A 17631-nucleotide genomic window follows, 5' to 3' on the forward strand; every position below is an offset into this window, starting at 1 on the left:
ACCATTGCCAGAGCATCTGTTCGGCGACGAGCCAGCGCGGGATGAAAGATTTCACGTCGAGCAGAGATGGATCAATCTCGCGAACTACGCCAACGGCGATCCGAAGAAGGAGTTCGAGTTCTTCCATCGCCAGATGAACGAGGAGATCAACGGGCTCGAGAACTCGGCTCGCTGCATCAGCGACTTTCCCGATGTGGACTGGGATCTCCGGATGCAGCTCGCCCGGCAATGCTCGGACGAAGCCCGTCACGTCGTGATGTTCCGCGAGATTTTCGAGCGGCGCGGAGGGGAAGTCGGGCAGTTCCCGATCATCAACTTCCAGTACCGGATCATCACCCGTCTCGACTCGCTCGCAGCGAGGATGGCCGTGCAGAACCGGAGCTTCGAAGCGGACGGGCTCGATGCGATCCGCTTCGCACTCGAAGAGGCGCGCGAGAGCGGGGACGAGGAGCTGGCGACGCTTTTCGATGCGCAGCTCGCCGATGAGATCAACCATGTCCGCTTCGCCAATCAGTGGATCCACATTCTCGCGAAGCGCAATCCGGCGGTCGTGCTGAGCGTTGCGCGGGCGCTCACCGAGGCGCAGCAGGCATTTCAGTCGACGATGGAGGGGGATACGGCAACGGTCAGGTACGAAGTCAATGATCAGGTTCGGAAAGAGGCAGGCTTCGACGAGAACGAGGTACGTCTCGCGCGAGAGGCCTCGATCCAGCGGAGGGTCGGCGGGACGTCATGACCGAGCTGGTCCTCCCGAGCGCGAGTGCGCAGGAGAGCCCGATCGCGCCGGCGACGGCCGAAGCTGCGATCGCACGGGGCTGGATCCAGTCCCCAGCATTCGACCTGGCGCTTTTCGTTCTCTCTCCGATCGTGGGTCTCGTGATCGTATTCGCGGCCCTGGCGCATCCTATGGGGGCGATGCTCGGTGTGGCGGCGGCCTTCGCGCTCGGTATTCCGCATTACGTCTCGACGCTCACCTTCTATCTCGGTGACGAGAACCGCACGCACTATTTCAGCCGGCCACTCGCCTTCTTCGCGGCACCCGTCGTCATCTTGGGTCTCGTACTCGTCCTGCGGCTCGTCGACCTCCACTCGCCGGTCATTATCGTGATCTTCGTCTGGAACATCTGGCACGTCTCGCTGCAGAGCGCCGGGATTCTCGCAATCTATCGCAACCTGAACGGCGGACCGGATAGCGAAAAGAGGCTCGCCAAGACGGCTCTTTTCACTCTCGGCGCGACGATGGCCTTCTGGAACCCCGCGACGTTTCCGCCACTCCACGATTTCATCGAGGGTATCCGGATCGGAGCATATCGAGCGCTGACGCTGACGCTGCTGACGGTGGCCACGACATCCGTTCTCGCGCTCGGCTGGAAGATTCTTCGGCGCAACCGGCGGATCTCGGCAGCCGAGGGAGCCTTTCTGATCACGAGCCTTCTCCTGTTCCATCCGTATCTCTGGGTCGTCGACGGCGAGCTGGCGACGCTCGCGATGCTTAGCGGGCATTTCATTCAGTACCTGGCGATTGTCTGGCTGCTGAACGCGAGAAAGTACGCGGCTGCCGAAGGTTCGCGAACCCAGCGGATGCTGGGGGGGATCGGGCGGAATCCTGCGCTCGTGATCGGCTTCATGCTCGCGGTCGGCCTCAGCGCATGGCTGGCCTCGAGGGGCGCCACGTATCTCGGCGTGCCGATGGCGTTCGTGATCGCTCTGAACTCGCTCGCGCTGATTCACTTCCATCTCGACGGTCAGATCTGGGCATTTCGACATCCTTTCGTCCGGCGCACGATCGGGCCGTTTCTGATGCCGGAGTCCCGCCGGGCCCGGAATGAATGAGCGGCTGGCCGCGCCGGCCATGGAACTGCTGGCGCGTACGGGAAAGTCTTTTGAGGCGCCCGTCAGCGGATCCAGCATGGGCTCGACGATCCCGGAGGGATCCGTCGTTCTCGTCGTTCCATCGACTGAGCCGAGGCGGGGCGACGTCGTCGCGTTCCGCGAAGGGGAGAGGGTGATCGCGCACCGGCTCTTCTTCGCAGTCCGAGATCACCTCGTCGTGGTCGGCGACGGATACCCCGTGCCCGATCTTCCGGTTCCGCGTGAGCGCCTCCTCGGCCGGATCGAGAGAGTGAGGCGGACGGCGGAGTGGGAAGAGGTTCCCGGGCGGCCCGGGATCAATCCAGTTCCGCGACTCGCCGCGGCGATCGTCGCGCTCGCGCTGTTCATCTCGCCACTGCTGGCGAGGAAGCTCGCGGCGGGGATGATCCGGGTCCGGTCGCTGCCAGAGCGATCAGACGGATGACTCGCCGAACGCCTCGAACCACCGCTCGAGCGCGAGAATCATCCAGAGTCGTCTCGGATCCTCTTCGCGACGGACGAGCCGGGCGTCGAAAAGCTCGCTTCGTCCAAACCAGGGCGACTCCTGCGCGGCGACGAGGAGCGGGCGCAGGTCGGATTCGAGCCATCGCTTCTGGGGCGTACCGAAACCGAGGCTGTCCGTTCGCTCGACGATCTCCTCCGGCACGTACGGCTCGGCCACCGAATGGAGAATCCTCTTCCGCCGCCGGTCGTCCATCCTGAGCTCTGCCGGCAGCGAAAAGGCGAGCTCGACCAGCCGGTGATCAAGGAACGGAACTCTGGCCTCGAGCGAATGTGCCATCGAGTTCCGGTCGGTGATCCCGAGGACCGTCGGAATGTTCTCGAAAATGACGTCGCGCACCATGGTCCGGTTCATCGCGTCGAAAGGAAGGTCGAGATCGTCGTCATGCTCGAAAAGCTCACGTGCGATGAACCATCCCGGGAGATTCCATCGTGGAAGAATCCGGCGCCGGAGCGGAGAGAGGATCTCGCTCCGGACGAGCCGCAGCGGAAACCCGGGATCGCTCCGCGTGAACAGACCCGCGACGCGGAGAGCGTCGGTCCAACGCCGCTCCTCGGCGAGCGAGCGGACGAGCGTGGGCCGATGCCGGAGGTAGCCGGCGAAGAGCTCATCGGCTCCCTGCCCGTCGAGCACGACCCCGACACTTTCCGCCGCGAGCCCGTGCGTCCGGTACTGCGCGGCCACCGGAAGCCCGGTTACCGGAGTCTCCTGGGCGAGGGTGATCCGGTCGAGATTGGCCGCCACCCACGCGGGGTCCATCGAGATCCGCTGGAGATCGATCGAGTATCGCTGCGCCACGGAGTTAATGAAGGGAGTCTCGTCGAGATGTCTTTCCGGTGCGTCCGGAAGAACGAATGAGAAGGACCGGCGGGTGCCATTCGAGACCGCAGCCAGCGCGGTGACGAGCGACGAATCGAGGCCTCCGGACAGCAGCGTCCCCACGCCCACTTCTGCCGACAGGTGTTCGTTGATGGTTTCCCGCAGAAGCGAATCGAGCTGTTCGACCGCGTCGTCGTACGAGCCCTCGAATCGATCCGCGCCGAGCGTCCAGAACGTCTCGGGACGAAGCTCGACGGGATCGCCGAGACGGAATATCGCCGTTGACGCCGTGGGAAAATGCTCGATCCCCTCGAAGAACGTCCACGAGGGCCGTGGCCGCAGACCGGCGAGATAGCGGGCGATCGAGCGGCCATCGGGCGCAATCGGATCAGAGCCGGCAAAGACGATCTGTTTCGCCTCGGAGGCAAAGTCGATCGCGCCCGCGCGACGATGGACGAAGAGCGGCTTGATGCCCAGCCGGTCTCGCGAGACGACGACTCGGCGCTTCTCGAGATCGATCAGCACCATCGCCCACATCCCGCGGAACTCGCGGAAGCAATCGGTTCCCCACTCGCGGAACGCGGCGAGCGCGACCTCCGTGTCGCTGTGCGTGGTGAACCGGTGCGAACGAGCTTCCAGACGCCGGCGGAGATCGCGGAAGTTGTAGATCTCGCCGTTGAAGGCGATCGCAAAACGGCCGTCGGGCGTGGACATCGGCTGCCGCGCACCCTCGTCGCAGTCCTGGATCCGGAGCCACCGGAAGGCGAGCGAGAGGATGACCGGAGCACCCGAGGCGGCCGCTTCGAGCTCCCCGGGAGATTCGCCGCGGATCAGCTCGAGACGCGAAGTGATCGCGAGAAACCCTTCGCCGTCCGGTCCGCGATGGCGGATCGGGCGGTGCATCTGCAGGAGCCGGTCGACCTCGTGGCGCTCGTGCGAGAGGATCATGCTGATGCCGCACATCATCGTGACTATAACGGGAGCGACCGGCCGAGCGAGCACGGCGGCGTTTTTCGGGAGTGTCGCGCGGAGACCGTATACTCGCAGCGTGGATCTGCCGCCGTCCATCTGGCAAAGACTCAACGATCTCGCCGGAAACTCCTCCTGGCCTCCGCGTCAGCCGCAAGCGATCGACGCGTTTCTCGCAAAGGCGCATTCCGAAAGGCTGATTCACCTTGCGCACGCTGCGGAATTTCGACGGCGAGCTCGGCATGGCGCTCGCGTCACGCCGAGGCCGGCGCGCGGAGGCATCGTCTTCAGGTGCGATTGGGTCCTGGCTGCGCGTTGGAAACTCAGCTACTCAGGGTCCCGAACGGCCGCTTTCTGCTGGATGTCGTCGACGTCGGTCTCGATCAATCCCGTTGAACTGCTGCCGCGAAATCGGGTAATGTGTCCGCCTGAAGGAGTCGCCCATGAAGAAAATCGTCTGCCTCGTTCTCATCTGCCTTCCCAACCTTGTCCTCCAGGCCCAGGATCGACCCCCGGAGGGTCCTGACGGTCTCGCGACAATCGTCGAGGCCGATACCCTCGCCGGACTGATCAATGGCCTCTACGGAGGTGATGGAATCCAGCTCAAAGAGTTCTTCGGCCACGAAGCGCACTTCGAGGGCGAAGGCTTCATCCAGTTCGCGAGGACTCTTCAGTCGACACTCCAGTCGCGGTCGCTCTTTCCCATACCCTCTTCCGTCGGTGCCATCTCCTACTCGTTCAACGAACAGACGGGAACCTACGAGCGGGTCGAAGGCGCCCTCGGTCCCGTACTGGCCGAGCGTGGAACGACCAGCGGCAAGGGTTCTCTCAACATCACTCTCGGCTATTCGACTGCCGAGTTCAGCGAGCTCAACGGCAGCGAGGACATCGGTATCGTCCTGAGGCACTGCCTCCGCGAGGCATGCATCCTGAACAACGATCCCAACCTCCCGATCTATCAGGACTTCATCGATGTGACGATGAACATCAATCTGCGTACCGAAGCGGTCGTCGCATCGATCGTCTACGGACTCACCGACGACATCGATGTCGGCCTGGTCCTCCCCTATCTTCACAATGATCTGACGGTCGAAACCAACGCGGTCATCATCAAACAGCCGGATTCGATCGAAGGCGTTCACAACTTCGACATCGAGCTCGAGACACCCCGGCAGTACGGACGGGCGAGCGCCACCGGCATCGGCGACATCATCGCGCGCAGTAAGTTCCGTCTCCCGGGCCAGCGCGCTTTCGACATGGCGGCCCTGGTCGACGTCAAATTTCCGTCCGGCAAGGAAGAGGATTTCCTCGGTTCGGGTGACCTGACCGTCAAGGGAACGTTCGCGGCATCGAAGCGTGGCACGCGCTTCATCCCGCACGGAAACATCGGATACGAGCTGAACACGGACGACACGAGCCTTTCATTCTTCGAGTACAGGCTCGGATCCGAAGTATTCATCAATCCGCGGGTCACGCTCGCGCTCGACCTCATCGGGATCATCCGCCCGACGATCCCCGAGGAGTTCATCGTCGAGGAGCTCGACCTGCAGCTGCTCGATCGATCCGAGATCGACGGTTCGCTGGCGGCAAAGTTTCGAGTCACCGACAATGCCGTCGCCATCGTCGATCTGCTCGTTCCACTCAACGACGGAGGAATCCGGCCGGACAACTCGATCACTTTCGGCCTGCAGTGGGGTCTGTAAGGTCGGGGTCGGGTCTGAACTTGGAACTTAACTCCGAACAGACTATGGTTTTCTAACGATCTCGGAGTTAAGTTCCAAGTTCAGACCCGACCCCGCCATGAATCTCCCCGCCTCGCTCTGGCCCCGCCTCAATCAGTTCGCGGGAAACGAGACGTGGCCTCCGACCGAACCGCCAGCAGTCGAAAGGTTCATCGCTCAGGCCCGGACCGAGCGGCTCATCCACCTCGCCCATGCCGCGAACTTTCCGGGAAAGCTCGGCCAGATGCTGGCTTCGAGAAGTGCGGAAACAATGGTCGCCCGAGCTGGCGTCGCCATGTTCCACGACGTTCTGAGGAAACTTGCAGAAATGGTCGATCCCATCCCGGTCATCCCGATCAAGGGGATAGCCTACGGCCTCTATCTCTACGACGAGCCGATTCTACGTCCCGGCGCGGACCTCGACGTCCTCGTTCCAATCGAGCACTACCAGGCAACCAATTCACTTCTGGAGTCGAAAGGATATCTCCGCACCTACCCATTCGGCATCACCGGTCACCATCCCGAATATCACGAGTCGAACATCCGCTTCGGCAACGTCCTGCTCGAGGTGCATCACTCGCTGATTCAGCGAAGCCGGCATACCGTCCCGTACGAAATGATTTTCGAACGATCGGTACCACTGACCGATCAGCCGAACGTCCGGAGAATGAGCGACATCGATACCCTGCTCGCCCACTGCCTCGGGTTCGCCAAGGAGCACTTTCAGATGACGCTCTCTCACTGGCTCGATCTCTGGCTGCTGCTCCATCAGCCCGCGATCGTCGCAGCCGACCCTGCGGAGATCATCGAAGAAGCAGAAAGTTGGTCCGTCCTGACCGGCTTTCTGAGCTCCCTCCGGACGCTCCCGTCACTCTTTCCCGAGAGCAATGACCACACACTCGTACTCGCCGCCCAAAGGCTTCCCGCCCGCTCGATCCCGCCCCGCCAGGTCCTCGCCTCGCGCAATCGAAAGAGCCGTCTCGCCCAGATCTACATCAAATTCCGCGCGCTCGACGGCTGGACCCGACGCTGCGCCTTTGCCGTTCAGTTCCTCAGGATGCAGATCGAGACAAGGCTCGGTCTGATTGAGGAGCGCGGCGACGAAGAACCTGGTGGCAGGGTCGTAACGTAAGTGACGAGTGAGCGGCAACGAATCACGATCCCCCGCCCAGATTCTCGCCCGCGCTCCGCCGGGCTCAGAATGACGAGTGTTGTGTCTGCGCGAAGCGACGATCATGGACGTATGTTTAGTCTCGCCACATTCGAAAACTCGTCATCCTGAGCCGCCGAAGGACGGCGAAGGATCTGGGGGCAGGCTCGTGAGTGAACAGTGAGAGCATGGAGACGTTACCTTCGCGGCGTCTCTTCTTTTTTCACTCTTCACTCTTCACTCTTCTTCTTTCACGATCCCCTTCACTTCTTCAGTGACCATCCGAGGTGAAGGCTCCAGTCGGCATCGATCCCGATCTGCGGGATGATCTGCTCGCCGATCTCGACGATCCAGACGACGTCGCCGGTTTCGACAAACCCACCGAGGTGATAGTAGAGCGCCGGATCCTGCATGCTGGAGTCGGTAACGCCGCCGAGGGGTGAGCCGTCGAGCCTGACCGCGACTCGGCCGTGAAACGATCGCCAGACTCTCTGAGTGACGTCGAGGTGAAGGTGTGCAACGTGCGATCGTTCGAGCCCCAGCAGATCGCCCGACGGATCGAGCCAGCTGAAACCCGCTCCCGCCGTCCACCTCCTCTTCGGCCTCTGCCAGCTTCCAACCCAGCCGACCGTCACGTCGATGCCTCCGCTCCCGCGCAATGTTCCCTGTTCCCCGGTCGGAAGATCGAGCGCAACTCCAAAGCGATGATGCGGGCGGTTCTCGAGCCGGCGCGTCAGTCCGATCGTGACGTCGCCGACTCCGCTGCCCTCGAGATCATCCCCCCGGAACAGCACCCCCCGATCGGTCTGCATGTAAAACGCCGTCGACCCTCGTGCGAAAAGATCGCGCCCGAGCGTCTTCCCCTCCGGAATGACGTCGTGCACATTCTCCGAAACGGAATCCAGCGACGGGGATCCGATCGAGATCCAGGGGACCTGCAGCGACAACACCCATCCTGCAGGGAGGCCCGTCGCGGCGACCATGTCGGCTCTCCAACCCTCGATGTCGAGGTGGTACGCACCGTCGTCCGGGAAGGCAGCCTCGATGCTCTCTACCTCGTCCAGACGCAACGGCTCCCGGATCCGCTCGTTCACCGTTCGGATCCGCCGGGTGTGCCACGAACCGTCCCACTGGTTGAAGTACGTCGAGATCAGCGAGAATCGCCACTCCCCCTCCGGCACCAGAACGAAAAATGCCGGCTCCAGCCTCGTAGAGCCGAACTCGGTGGAATCCGTGGGCGCGCTCAGAAACAACTGCTCGCTGGAAGCTCCGCCGGTTGCGAGGAGAAGTACGAGAAAGACCGCCCGAAACATCGGCGAAGTATACAAATCCCGAATCGGATCGCGATCGAAAAGGGTTCGATCGTTGCAATCGCAAGATGCCGGAGGATACGAATGAGAGACGAAATGCTTGCCGCCGTCGTTCGGCGGGCGATGGAACACCAGAGCTTCAGACGAGCCCTGATCGAGGAGCCGCGGGCCGCGCTCGATGCGCATGGCTTCGCGCTCGAGGATGAAGAGTTTCGACAGATCGAGAAGCTCGGCAGCGAGCTCGCAGCGGACGACTCCCGCGAATCGCTGGAACGGATCGCGGATCGTTTCGGAGTGCAGCCGGAAAAGTTCGCCTGAGCCGCGTGCGACGGCTCAGTCCGCGAGTCCGAGCATCTGTTTCAACCGGGCGGCATCGCTCGGGGCATGCGCCTTCTGGTCGTTGTCGAAGAAGATCCAGACACTCTCCATGCTGGCTCGCCAATGCTCGATTCGCTCGGCCCACTCGTGAAGGGTGTCGTCTCCGTAACTCCCCTCGTAGGCCCGCTCGGATGGTCCGTGCAGCCGTACGTAAACGAAATCGGTCGTGACCTCGATCGGGCTCTGAAAACCGCGGAGATCGTAGATACAGAAAGCCGCGCCGTGCCGGCGGAGCGTTTCCACGACGTCGCCCTCGAGCCAGCTCCGGTCCCGCAGCTCGAATGCGTACCGATACGAGTCCGGCAGCACCGAAAGGAACTCGTCGAGCCGTTCAACGTTCTTCTTCCAACGAGGGGGTAGCTGAAAGACGACCGGGCCGGCGACGTCGCGAAGCGGCTCGATCGCCTCGAAGAACCGCCTCACCGGCTCCTTCGGGTCCTTCAGCTTTTTCATGTGGGTGATGAACCGACTCCCCTTGATTGCGAAGCGGAAGTCCGGGGGCGCAGCCTCCCGCCAACCCTCCACGGCGGAGTCCGTCGGAAGCCGGTAGAACGTATTGTTGATCTCGACGCAGTCGAAGGTCTCGGCATAGCGATCGAACATCTCCGGCGATTTGACGTCCTTCGGGTACCAGTTCCCGATCCAGTGGTCGTAATGCCAGCCCGATGTTCCGATTCTGATCTCGGTCATACGCGGAGCCGGTGCGAGGGACGGGCCGGAGGCCGGCCCGGCGATCGATTCCGAAATTGTTCCTTGCTAAAAAGCACGATCGTTCGTATACTAAGCATAAAACAGAACGACCGCTCGTTTACCAAGGAGATCCCGAATGCCCGCATCCGCCCTCGACCTCACCGATTTTCAGCTCAATCCCAAATTCTCCACCTCCTCGCTCGTCCACTTCGACGAGCTCGACCCCTTTCAGATGCTCCACAACTCCCGCTACGCCGCCCACGTCGAGCGAGCGACCGTCGAGCTCTTCCGCTCGCTCGGATACACCTGGAAGCGCGACTCCAGCGAGAACCCCGACCAGATGCATGTCGTCCGCGACTTCCGGATCGAATTCCTCTCCCCCGCCGGTCCGGGTGCGATGGAGATCCGCCTCTGGGTCGAGCGTCTCGGCACGACCAGCTGCGTCTACGGCTTCGGCTGCTACAGCGCCGACGGCCGCACGCTCCACGCTCGCGGCACCCGCGCCATCGTCAAGCTCGACCCCGACACCCGGACGCCGATACCATGGTCGGAGTCCTTCCGCGAGGCCCACAGGGCGCTTCTGAAAGACCTTCCGGCACTGCCATGACGACCCGCGAAACGACGAAGGGGGAGCAAACTCGCCAGCTGATTCTCGATTCGGCTGCCGAGATCGCCTCCTCCGAGGGTCTCGAGGGGTTGACGATCGGCCGGCTCGCGTCGGAGCTCGGGATGAGCAAGAGCGGGCTCTTCGCTCATTTCGGCTCGAAGGAAGATCTTCAGCTCGCAACCGTTGCCCGTGCGCGGGAACGCTTCGTGGAGGCCGTCTTCCGCCCCGCAATGAAGGCTCCCAGGGGAGTCGCTCGGCTCCGGGCCCTCTGCGACACCTGGCTCGACTACGCGATGCAGAAGATCTTCCCGGGCGGGTGCTTTTTCGCTGCCGCCGCCACCGAGTTCGACACGCGTCCCGGACCCGTCCGCGATGCCATTGCCGACGCCTGGCGGGAATGGCTCCTGACGCTCGAGGTCACAATCTCGAAAGCGAAGGAGCAGGGGGAGCTCTCGCCGGACATCGATCCTCGACGCTTCGCCTACGAGCTCAATGCCATCGTCACCTCGGCGAACACGTACTCGCAGCTGCTCGGAGACGAAAGTGTGTGGGACGACACCCGGATGACGGTTCGCGAGCGGCTGCGCTCGCTCGCCGCCGAGCCAGCGATTCAGTGAAGCTGACTCAACTTCATCGCGATCATAGGGTTGATCAGGGCGCCTGATAAGCCGTCCGACGTGTCGGACCCGTCCGACAGGGCCACCGTTCACACTCGTGGCACCGATGCTGAACGCCACACACAGATCGACGGAGGTGCAGGAATGAAAAGACTCTTTGTCCTCACGGCGCCGTTCCTCTTGATCGTTGCTACCGGATGCGGTCGCCTCGCGACGGGCGCGCTCGATCAGGCGAGCCTCTTCGACGTCGAGCACGACATCGTCGAGTACATTCAGGCTCCTTCCGGCTTTCAGGTCGCGAGCGTCGTCGAGGGGCTGACCTATCCGAGCGCAATGACCTTCGGTAGCGACGGGCGGATCTACGTTCTCGAGTCCTACACGCTCCCGGTCCCCGGATACGATGCGCGGATTCTGGTCATCGAGCGCGACGGCTCGATCGACGAGCTCGAGATCGATCAGAGGCCCGAAGGTGCCAGCGCGGTCGGTCTCACGGCGCACGAGGGATGGCTCTACTTCACCCATGAACAGCCGGACGGAACGTGGGGCGCGTTCCGCGTATCCGAGCGGGGAGGCAACGCAGAAACAGTCGCGACCGGCTTCCCGTCGACCGGCGATCACGATCTCAACCACATCGTCTTCAACGAACGCGGCGACCTCTTCGTCGGACAGGGGAGTGCCACCAACTCCGGCGTCGTCTCGTCGGCGGACCCGGTCAATCAGAAGTGGCTGAGCAAACACCCCGGCTTCAGCGACATCCCATGTAGGACGATCCGGCTCACAGGCAGCACTTTCCGCGAGGAGAACGCGCTGACCGAGGCGGAGGACGACATGACGACGACCGGTGCCTACCAGGCGTATGGCGAGTCGGGTGCCACGACGATCGAGGGCCAGTCGATGTGCACGACCGCGATCTACCGAATCAGGCGCGGCTCGTCGGCTCCCGAGATGTACGCGTGGGGCCTGCGCAATCCGGTCGGCCTCGCGTTCGGACTCGATGGAAACCTTTACGTCGCGACGCACGGCGCCGACGTCCGGAGCACGAGACCGATCGTCAACGATCCCGATGCCATCTATCGCGTTCGCGAGCGGGCCTGGTACGGGTGGCCCGACTTCGCGGGCGACCTCCGTCCGTTCACGGATCCGAGATATACCCCACCGGAGAAACATCTGGCCGAAGGACACGACTCGATCGATTTCCTGATCGATCATGATGCGAGCGGTCTCAGGGCTCCCGACCGCTCACTCCTCGTCGCGGCTCTCGAAAAACACGCTGCGGTCGGAGGAATGGCCGTGATTCCTCGAAGCGGACCATTCTCCCGATGGGGAGGCCAGCTTCTGGTCGCGCAGATGGGCGACTTCACGCCGCTGACCGATCCCACGATGGAGGGGAGATCTGGCTTTAGTGTGGTCGCGGTCGATCCGACGAACGGCAACGTGACGACCTTCGTCCGCAACCGCGGGACCGGGGACGCTCTCCCCTCTTCATCGCTCGGTCTCGATAAAGGTCTCGAGCGGCCCGTCGACGTTCGAATCGGGCCGGACGGCTACGTCTACGTGCTCGACTACGGCGTGCTTGAGATCTCGGAAGACGGACAGAAGGTTCTCCCGAAAACCGGACGGATCTTCCGCGTGGAACCGTCGCGGTGAGATCCCTTCCGGCGGCGTGCGCGCTCCTCTTCGCGCTGACAGCGAGCGCGCAGTCCTCCGGCGCGGAGAAACCGGAGCTTTCCGAAACCATCGTCGTCACGGCACAACGGGAGCCTCAGGCGATCGGCGACGCGGTGGCAACCGTGAGCATCATGGAAGAGGATGAGCTCTCCCAGCGCCCGGTCGCCGATCTCGCCGAGTTGATCGATGGATTCCCCGGAACATTGACGTTGCTCTCGGCTCCGGGAGGTGGCCGCCCAATGGTCGTCAGCCGCGGATTCTTCGGCGGCGGCGAAGTGGAGTACTTTCAACTCGTCGTGAACGGCTTTCCGGTTGGTGACGTGGAAACCGGACTCGTTCCGTTGACGCTCTACCCCGCATCCGTTCTCGAAAAGCTGGAACTGCTCCGCACCGCCGGGTCCTCGGTCTGGGGCGACGTCGCGATGGGCGGAATGATCGACGTCACGACCCGGCGACCCACAGAGATCGACGCGTCACTGACACTCGGTTCCGAAGGTCTGTTTCGCGTGGAAGGTCTCCTTCCGATCGCAGAGGGGGGCTCGTTGATCCTTGCCGGCTCGCACGCGGAGGGGGCGCGCCGGAACGCGGGGGAGGAAAATCTCCTCGTCGACGCGAATTATCCGATCTTCGAGTCGTGGCGAGCTCAGATCGCAGTGTCGAGCGTATCTTTCGAGGATCCCGGTCCGGTTCGAATCGACCAGGCAGCGTCCGATCCGGATGCCTCGAACGAGCTCTTCACCGACGACTCGTCCACGACGCTACGGATCATGGCGGGAATCACCGGAGCTCATGACGACATCGACGGAAGCCTCTGGATCGCGTTTCGCCGTCTCGACCAGACGAGAACCCTTCTCTTCGCACCCGAGCTCGGTCTCACGGCAGACCGCGATCTCGAGGCGGGGATGATCGGTGTCCGGGCGCAAAGCCATCGCGCGCTCGAGCTCGCCGGGAAGACCGCCATTTTTCGGGGCGGCCTCGAGGCATCCTCCCGCGCGCTCGATCAGACCTGGCGGGACCGGGCGACTTCCACCTCGGGCAGGTCATCGGGCTCCCGGGTGGCAGCCGGGGTCTGGCTCGTCGGGACGGTCCCGCTATCGACGAGGATCGATCTCGAGGGAGGCCTGCGGTGGGACTCGATTCGGGACCGGTTCGATTCGCGATCGGCGGAGGACGAAGAGCTTTCCCCGCGAATCGGACTGAACCTCGACATCAGTGGAGATGGCAATGTGACCGCACGACTGCTCTGGGCGCGCGCATTCAAAGCTCCCGCGGTCGAGCAGCGCTTCGACCCGAGACCTCTCCCCGGATTCGACGGAACGACCTTCACGATATCGAACGAGCTCCTCCGCCCACAGAGAGCGACGCTCGTCGAAGGTGGTGTTCGCGTCGAACGAGGGCCGGCAGCATTCGATCTCGCGCTCTACGAGATGGATGTCACCGACGAGATCGATTTCGACTCCGCAACCTTCCGCTACGAAAATCTCGCGGCGACCCGTCATCGAGGTGCCGAGCTCGAGATCACCGGATCGACCGGGGCGGTTCGCCACCGGGTTTCGTACACATGGATGGAAGTCGAGCCGGTCGCACCGGCCCGGGCATCGACCCAGCTCAAGAACATCCCCGAGCATCATGCGGATCTCTTTGCATCGGTGCCGGTCGGCCGGGTCGAGGCTTCTATCGGCGTTCACTGGATCGGTGAGCGCTTTCTCGATGATGCGAACCTCTTCAGGCTCGAGCCCGTGACGACGGTCGATTTGCGAGCCGCGACTTCGTGGGGTTCCTGGACCGGATGGATCGATCTCGCGAACATCACGGACCAGCGCTATCCGGAGGTCGGATTCATTCTGCGATCCCTCATCGACGGACGAGAGATCGCCGAGGTTTACCCATCTGGCGGGAGGTCGCTCCGGATGGGACTCAGCAGGACGTTCGGATCATCTGCCCGGGGCGGGCGGGACTGATTCGCTCAGGTGCGACGGCTCACCATCTCCACCAGCCTGGTCACCGTGTTCCAGTTGCGGGCGGTCACCGGGACCCCGAGCAGCCGCTCCACGCTCGCCGCGAGTTTCGACCGGCCGATCCCGTCCGGAGCATACAGATAGAACACGTTCCCACGGATCTCGAACTGCTCCTTTTCGCTTCGCTTCGACTCGAGACCGTCCCGGTCGACGCTCCCGGCTGGCTTGCCCAGAAAGAACAAGTGGAGCGCCCCGGGATCTCTTTCCCCTCCGGACACGGGTTCTTCTTCACTGCCTCATTCAGCTCCGCCCCGCGGAGAATCATCACCTGAGGCGCGAATTCATGGCGTTCTTCAATCGCTTTCGTGATCCGCTTCTCCAGGCCGCTCCGATTCTTTACGGGTGAGCTGAAGACGACGTTTCCGCTCTGGATGTGGGTCTCGGCGTCCTTCAGTCCGAGCTCGTCGAAAATCGCGCGAAGCTCGGGCATCGGAAGCCGGTGACGCCCTCCGACGTTGATGCCCCGCAGCAAGGCTACCCAGACTGGCACCGTTCAATCATCCCTCATTGGGAGGGATATCCGGCGATGCACTTTTTTTCGTTCAGGAACCGACAGCCACTATTTTTGTCACAGACTCGCAATCATTCCCCTCCTCTGCCCTCGTTCGAGGCCAGGCTCGTTGACACCCGCACGTCTTTATGGTTTCTTTCGTCAGCCGCGATCGACCAGCAGTTGCATTCGCAACCGGGATTCACGGCGTTTCCAGCCACCGAACGCTCCAGCCGAAGCTTCCAGGAGGTGTCACCACAGTGAAAGTCGAAGTCCAGACGCAGCTCAACCCGGAAAAGATCGACAATCTCTACGTGATGTTGACGGAGGGTTCCGACGCCCCCCTCAATCTGCCGGAGTCGCTCAACACGCTTCTGCGCGACATGATCGAAACTTCGGGCTTCAGCGGCAGATCGGAACAGATGGTCAGCCTGATCTCCGACGAGCCACGGAAACTCACCCTCGTCGGACTGGGAAAGGCGGAAAAGCTCGACCACAAAGTCGCCCGGGCAGGCTTTTTCCGGATTGCGCATCATGCGCAGAAGAACGTGGACGAGGAGATCGCGGTCGTTTTTCCGTACCGGGTCGGCGAGATGACCGACAAGGAGATGACGGTTTGGGCCGCGGATCAGCTCAGCCATGCAGACTACCGATACGACCGGTACCTGAGCGAAGAGGACGATGAGAATCAGAAAATCGAGATCCACGCCACGCTGATCGCGCCCGAGTCGATCGACAAAAAAACCGGCCGAAAGCTCTCGGAGGAATCTCAGAAGATCGCGGAAGCAGTTCGAACCGCGAAAGACCTCGCGAACGGGCCCGGCAACTTCATCACCCCTGAATATCTCGCGCAGCGCGCAGAGGAGCTTGCAAAGGAGTATGGATTCTCGTGCACGGTGTATGACAAGAAGGCGATCGAGAAGATGAAGATGGGGGGGCTTCTGGCGGTCAACCAGGGATCGGATCGCGAGCCCCGTTTCATCGTGATGGAGCACCGTCCGAGGAAGGCCGGCAAGACGATCTGCCTCGTCGGCAAGGGGATCACCTTCGATTCCGGCGGCATTTCGATCAAGCCTTCCGAGCGGATGGAAGAGATGAAGTTCGACATGTCGGGCGGAGCCGCCGTCATCGGAATGATGCAGGCGGTCGCGGCCCTCGGCATCCGTCACAACGTGATCGGACTCGTCCCGGCGACGGAGAACCTCCCGAGCGGTCGCGCGTACAAGCCCGGCGACATCATCCGGACCATGTCGGGAAAGACGGTCGAGATCGTCAACACCGACGCCGAAGGGCGGATGATTCTCTGCGATGCGCTCCACTACTCGACCCGCTACGAGCCCGACCATCTGCTCGACTTCGCCACGCTCACGGGAGCGTGCGTAATCGCGCTGGGGACAGAGGCTTCGGGGCTCTTCTCGAACGATGATGAACTGGCTCGAAAGTTGATTGATGCAGGCGGACAGGTCGGCGAGAGACTCTGGAGATTGCCCGAGTGGGACGACTATCTCGAATGCATCCGCAGCGAGTGGGCGGACGTCAAGAATTCGGGTGGGCGCTCCGCCGGGGCGATCACCGCAGCCGTGTTCCTCAAGCAGTTCGTGGAGTGCGACTCATGGGCTCACGTCGACATCGCCGGTACCGCATGGGCAGACAACAAGACAGCGAGAGAACGAAAGGGAGCGACCGGAGCCGGCGTACGCGCCACCATCCGCTTCCTGCAGTCGCTCTGACGCTGCTCGCGATTCTGCTCGCCGGCTGCGGCGGCGCTGAGGGGTCTCAGGCCGCACCTCCGGAAACCGGGGCGGAGGAAGAAGAAATTGAATCCGCCGAATCGGCCGAATCGCCGGCGATGCGCTTTCTCCCGAGAGACGAGGACATCGAGGGATGGCGCCTGACCACCGACCCGCGCGTCTACATCGGTCCGGGTGCCCGACGATGGCTTGCCGGGGGTGCCGCGCCGTTTCTCGATTACGGTCTCGTCGATCTCACCGTCGGGCGCTACGAGAGCGAGGTCGGAAACAAGGTCGCCACGGTCGAGCTCTTTCGCTTCCCCGATTTCGTCCAGGCCTTCGGTGCCTGGACCAGCCAGCGCGGCGGAAATACTGAGACCGTCGACCTCGGCAACTCCGCCTTTACCACCGACGAGTCGATCCAGGTCTGGAAAGGACCCTTCTTCATTCGCGTCATCGAGCTGGCCGCACCGAGCTCCGGCCCCCTCTCCGATCCCGGCGCGCAGAGCGTCGCTGCTTCCGACGATTCATCCGATGAGACCGAGCCCGCCGCGGAAGGCTCCATCGGGACTCTGACACGCGTCGTTCTCGAAGACATCCCCGCGGCGGAGGGGATGCCGGCGGTCCTCGGGTTTCTCCCGTCCACCCACCGGATTCCCGGTTCCGAAAAGTACAGCGTCCGCGAGGGGCTCGGAGTTACCTATCTCGGCAATTCATTCACCGTCGATTATGCGCTCCCGTCCGGCAGCCGGGTGACGGGACTGGCGCTCCCCGCTCCCGGCAAAGAGGTCGCCACGCAGATCCTCGAGGCCTACAAGTCCTTTTTCGAACGAAACGGACGCGTGCTCGACGCCGTACCGAACCTCGGGGAAGACAATTTCACCGCCGAGGATCAGTACAGGGGAAGGGTCGTCGCTCTACGCATCGACCGGTTCGTCGTCATCTTCCAGGGCTTCGCGGAAATGCCCGAGCTCCAGGCGCTCGCGATCGAATCCGATCGCCGGATTCTCGATGCGATTCGAAGGGCGCTCGCACGGGCGGAAGCGGAGCGCCGCGAAAGAAGCTGACTCCTCGGTAGCGAGGAATGACG

15 protein-coding genes and 1 pseudogene are annotated in these 17631 nt (G+C 62.7%); 12 read left to right on the forward strand and 4 right to left on the reverse strand.

Annotated elements, in window-relative coordinates; genetic code table 11:
• The first annotated feature begins 4 nt into the window (after positions 1 to 4).
• The 3 genes from KY459_08995 to KY459_09005 are packed head-to-tail and all read left to right on the forward strand — an operon-like array spanning position 5 to position 2296.
• Positions 5 to 736: a DUF455 family protein gene (locus KY459_08995; protein MBW3564849.1), complete on the forward strand. Its 732-nt coding sequence runs from the start codon at positions 5 to 7 to the stop codon at positions 734 to 736.
• On the forward strand, positions 733 to 1833 hold the full coding sequence (locus KY459_09000) for a hypothetical protein (GenBank protein ID MBW3564850.1): 1101 nt from the start codon (positions 733 to 735) through the stop codon (positions 1831 to 1833). The genes KY459_08995 and KY459_09000 overlap by 4 nt, the downstream gene beginning before the upstream one ends.
• Positions 1826 to 2296: a S24/S26 family peptidase gene (locus KY459_09005; protein ID MBW3564851.1), complete on the forward strand. Its 471-nt coding sequence runs from the start codon at positions 1826 to 1828 to the stop codon at positions 2294 to 2296. Before KY459_09000 ends, KY459_09005 begins: the two co-directional genes overlap by 8 nt.
• On the opposite strand, the gene asnB is transcribed toward KY459_09005, so the two are convergent.
• A complete protein-coding gene (gene asnB / locus KY459_09010) occupies positions 2285 to 4261 on the reverse strand; it encodes an asparagine synthase (glutamine-hydrolyzing) (protein MBW3564852.1) in 1977 nt (658 codons plus the stop codon). The two genes, KY459_09005 and asnB, sit on opposite strands and share 12 nt — an antisense overlap.
• Positions 4262 to 4605: 344 nt before the next feature.
• Here asnB and KY459_09015 point away from each other — a divergent pair, with 344 nt between their 5' ends.
• Together KY459_09015 and KY459_09020 are read left to right on the forward strand one after the other, a co-directional pair.
• Positions 4606 to 5865 carry a hypothetical protein gene (locus KY459_09015; protein ID MBW3564853.1) on the forward strand — a complete coding sequence of 420 codons (1260 nt, stop codon included), beginning with the start codon at positions 4606 to 4608 and terminating at the stop codon, positions 5863 to 5865.
• Between the two features lie 97 nt (positions 5866 to 5962).
• Positions 5963 to 7015 carry a nucleotidyltransferase family protein gene (locus KY459_09020; GenBank protein ID MBW3564854.1) on the forward strand — a complete coding sequence of 351 codons (1053 nt, stop codon included), beginning with the start codon at positions 5963 to 5965 and terminating at the stop codon, positions 7013 to 7015.
• Between the two features lie 281 nt (positions 7016 to 7296).
• On the opposite strand, the gene KY459_09025 is transcribed toward KY459_09020, so the two are convergent.
• Positions 7297 to 8346 carry a DUF3187 family protein gene (locus KY459_09025; GenBank protein MBW3564855.1) on the reverse strand — a complete coding sequence of 350 codons (1050 nt, stop codon included), beginning with the start codon at positions 8344 to 8346 and terminating at the stop codon, positions 7297 to 7299.
• A gap of 81 nt (positions 8347 to 8427) precedes the next feature.
• Here KY459_09025 and KY459_09030 point away from each other — a divergent pair, with 81 nt between their 5' ends.
• Positions 8428 to 8661, forward strand: a complete 234-nt coding sequence (locus tag KY459_09030) for a hypothetical protein (GenBank protein MBW3564856.1) — start codon at positions 8428 to 8430, stop codon at positions 8659 to 8661.
• A 15-nt stretch (positions 8662 to 8676) separates the two neighbouring features.
• On the opposite strand, the gene KY459_09035 is transcribed toward KY459_09030, so the two are convergent.
• Positions 8677 to 9411 (reverse strand): DUF72 domain-containing protein, encoded by a 735-nt coding sequence (locus KY459_09035; protein ID MBW3564857.1) that lies wholly within the window; start codon positions 9409 to 9411, stop codon positions 8677 to 8679.
• Positions 9412 to 9547: 136 nt separating this feature from the next.
• On the opposite strand from KY459_09035, the gene KY459_09040 reads away from it, so the two are divergent.
• From KY459_09040 to KY459_09055, 4 genes are all read left to right on the forward strand, one after another.
• Positions 9548 to 10018 carry an acyl-CoA thioesterase gene (locus KY459_09040; GenBank protein MBW3564858.1) on the forward strand — a complete coding sequence of 157 codons (471 nt, stop codon included), beginning with the start codon at positions 9548 to 9550 and terminating at the stop codon, positions 10016 to 10018.
• Positions 10015 to 10635: a TetR/AcrR family transcriptional regulator gene (locus tag KY459_09045; protein MBW3564859.1), complete on the forward strand. Its 621-nt coding sequence runs from the start codon at positions 10015 to 10017 to the stop codon at positions 10633 to 10635. The genes KY459_09040 and KY459_09045 overlap by 4 nt, the downstream gene beginning before the upstream one ends.
• Positions 10636 to 10779: 144 nt before the next feature.
• Positions 10780 to 12282 carry a PQQ-dependent sugar dehydrogenase gene (locus KY459_09050; GenBank protein MBW3564860.1) on the forward strand — a complete coding sequence of 501 codons (1503 nt, stop codon included), beginning with the start codon at positions 10780 to 10782 and terminating at the stop codon, positions 12280 to 12282.
• Complete coding sequence (locus tag KY459_09055) at positions 12279 to 14264, forward strand: TonB-dependent receptor (protein ID MBW3564861.1); 1986 nt, start codon at positions 12279 to 12281, stop codon at positions 14262 to 14264. Before KY459_09050 ends, KY459_09055 begins: the two co-directional genes overlap by 4 nt.
• Before the next feature lie 5 nt (positions 14265 to 14269).
• On the opposite strand, the pseudogene KY459_09060 reads toward KY459_09055, so the two are convergent.
• Positions 14270 to 14811 (reverse strand): annotated as a pseudogene (locus tag KY459_09060) (DUF1697 domain-containing protein).
• Positions 14812 to 15071: 260 nt separating this feature from the next.
• Between KY459_09060 and KY459_09065 the strand changes: the two are divergent.
• A complete protein-coding gene (locus KY459_09065) occupies positions 15072 to 16541 on the forward strand; it encodes a leucyl aminopeptidase (GenBank protein ID MBW3564862.1) in 1470 nt (489 codons plus the stop codon).
• Positions 16454 to 17608 carry a hypothetical protein gene (locus tag KY459_09070; protein MBW3564863.1) on the forward strand — a complete coding sequence of 385 codons (1155 nt, stop codon included), beginning with the start codon at positions 16454 to 16456 and terminating at the stop codon, positions 17606 to 17608. Before KY459_09065 ends, KY459_09070 begins: the two co-directional genes overlap by 88 nt.
• The last annotated feature ends 23 nt before the right edge of the window (positions 17609 to 17631 follow it).

Source organism: Acidobacteriota bacterium (genome assembly GCA_019347945.1).
In the GTDB taxonomy this organism is placed as follows: Bacteria; Acidobacteriota; Thermoanaerobaculia; order Gp7-AA8; family JAHWKK01; genus JAHWKK01.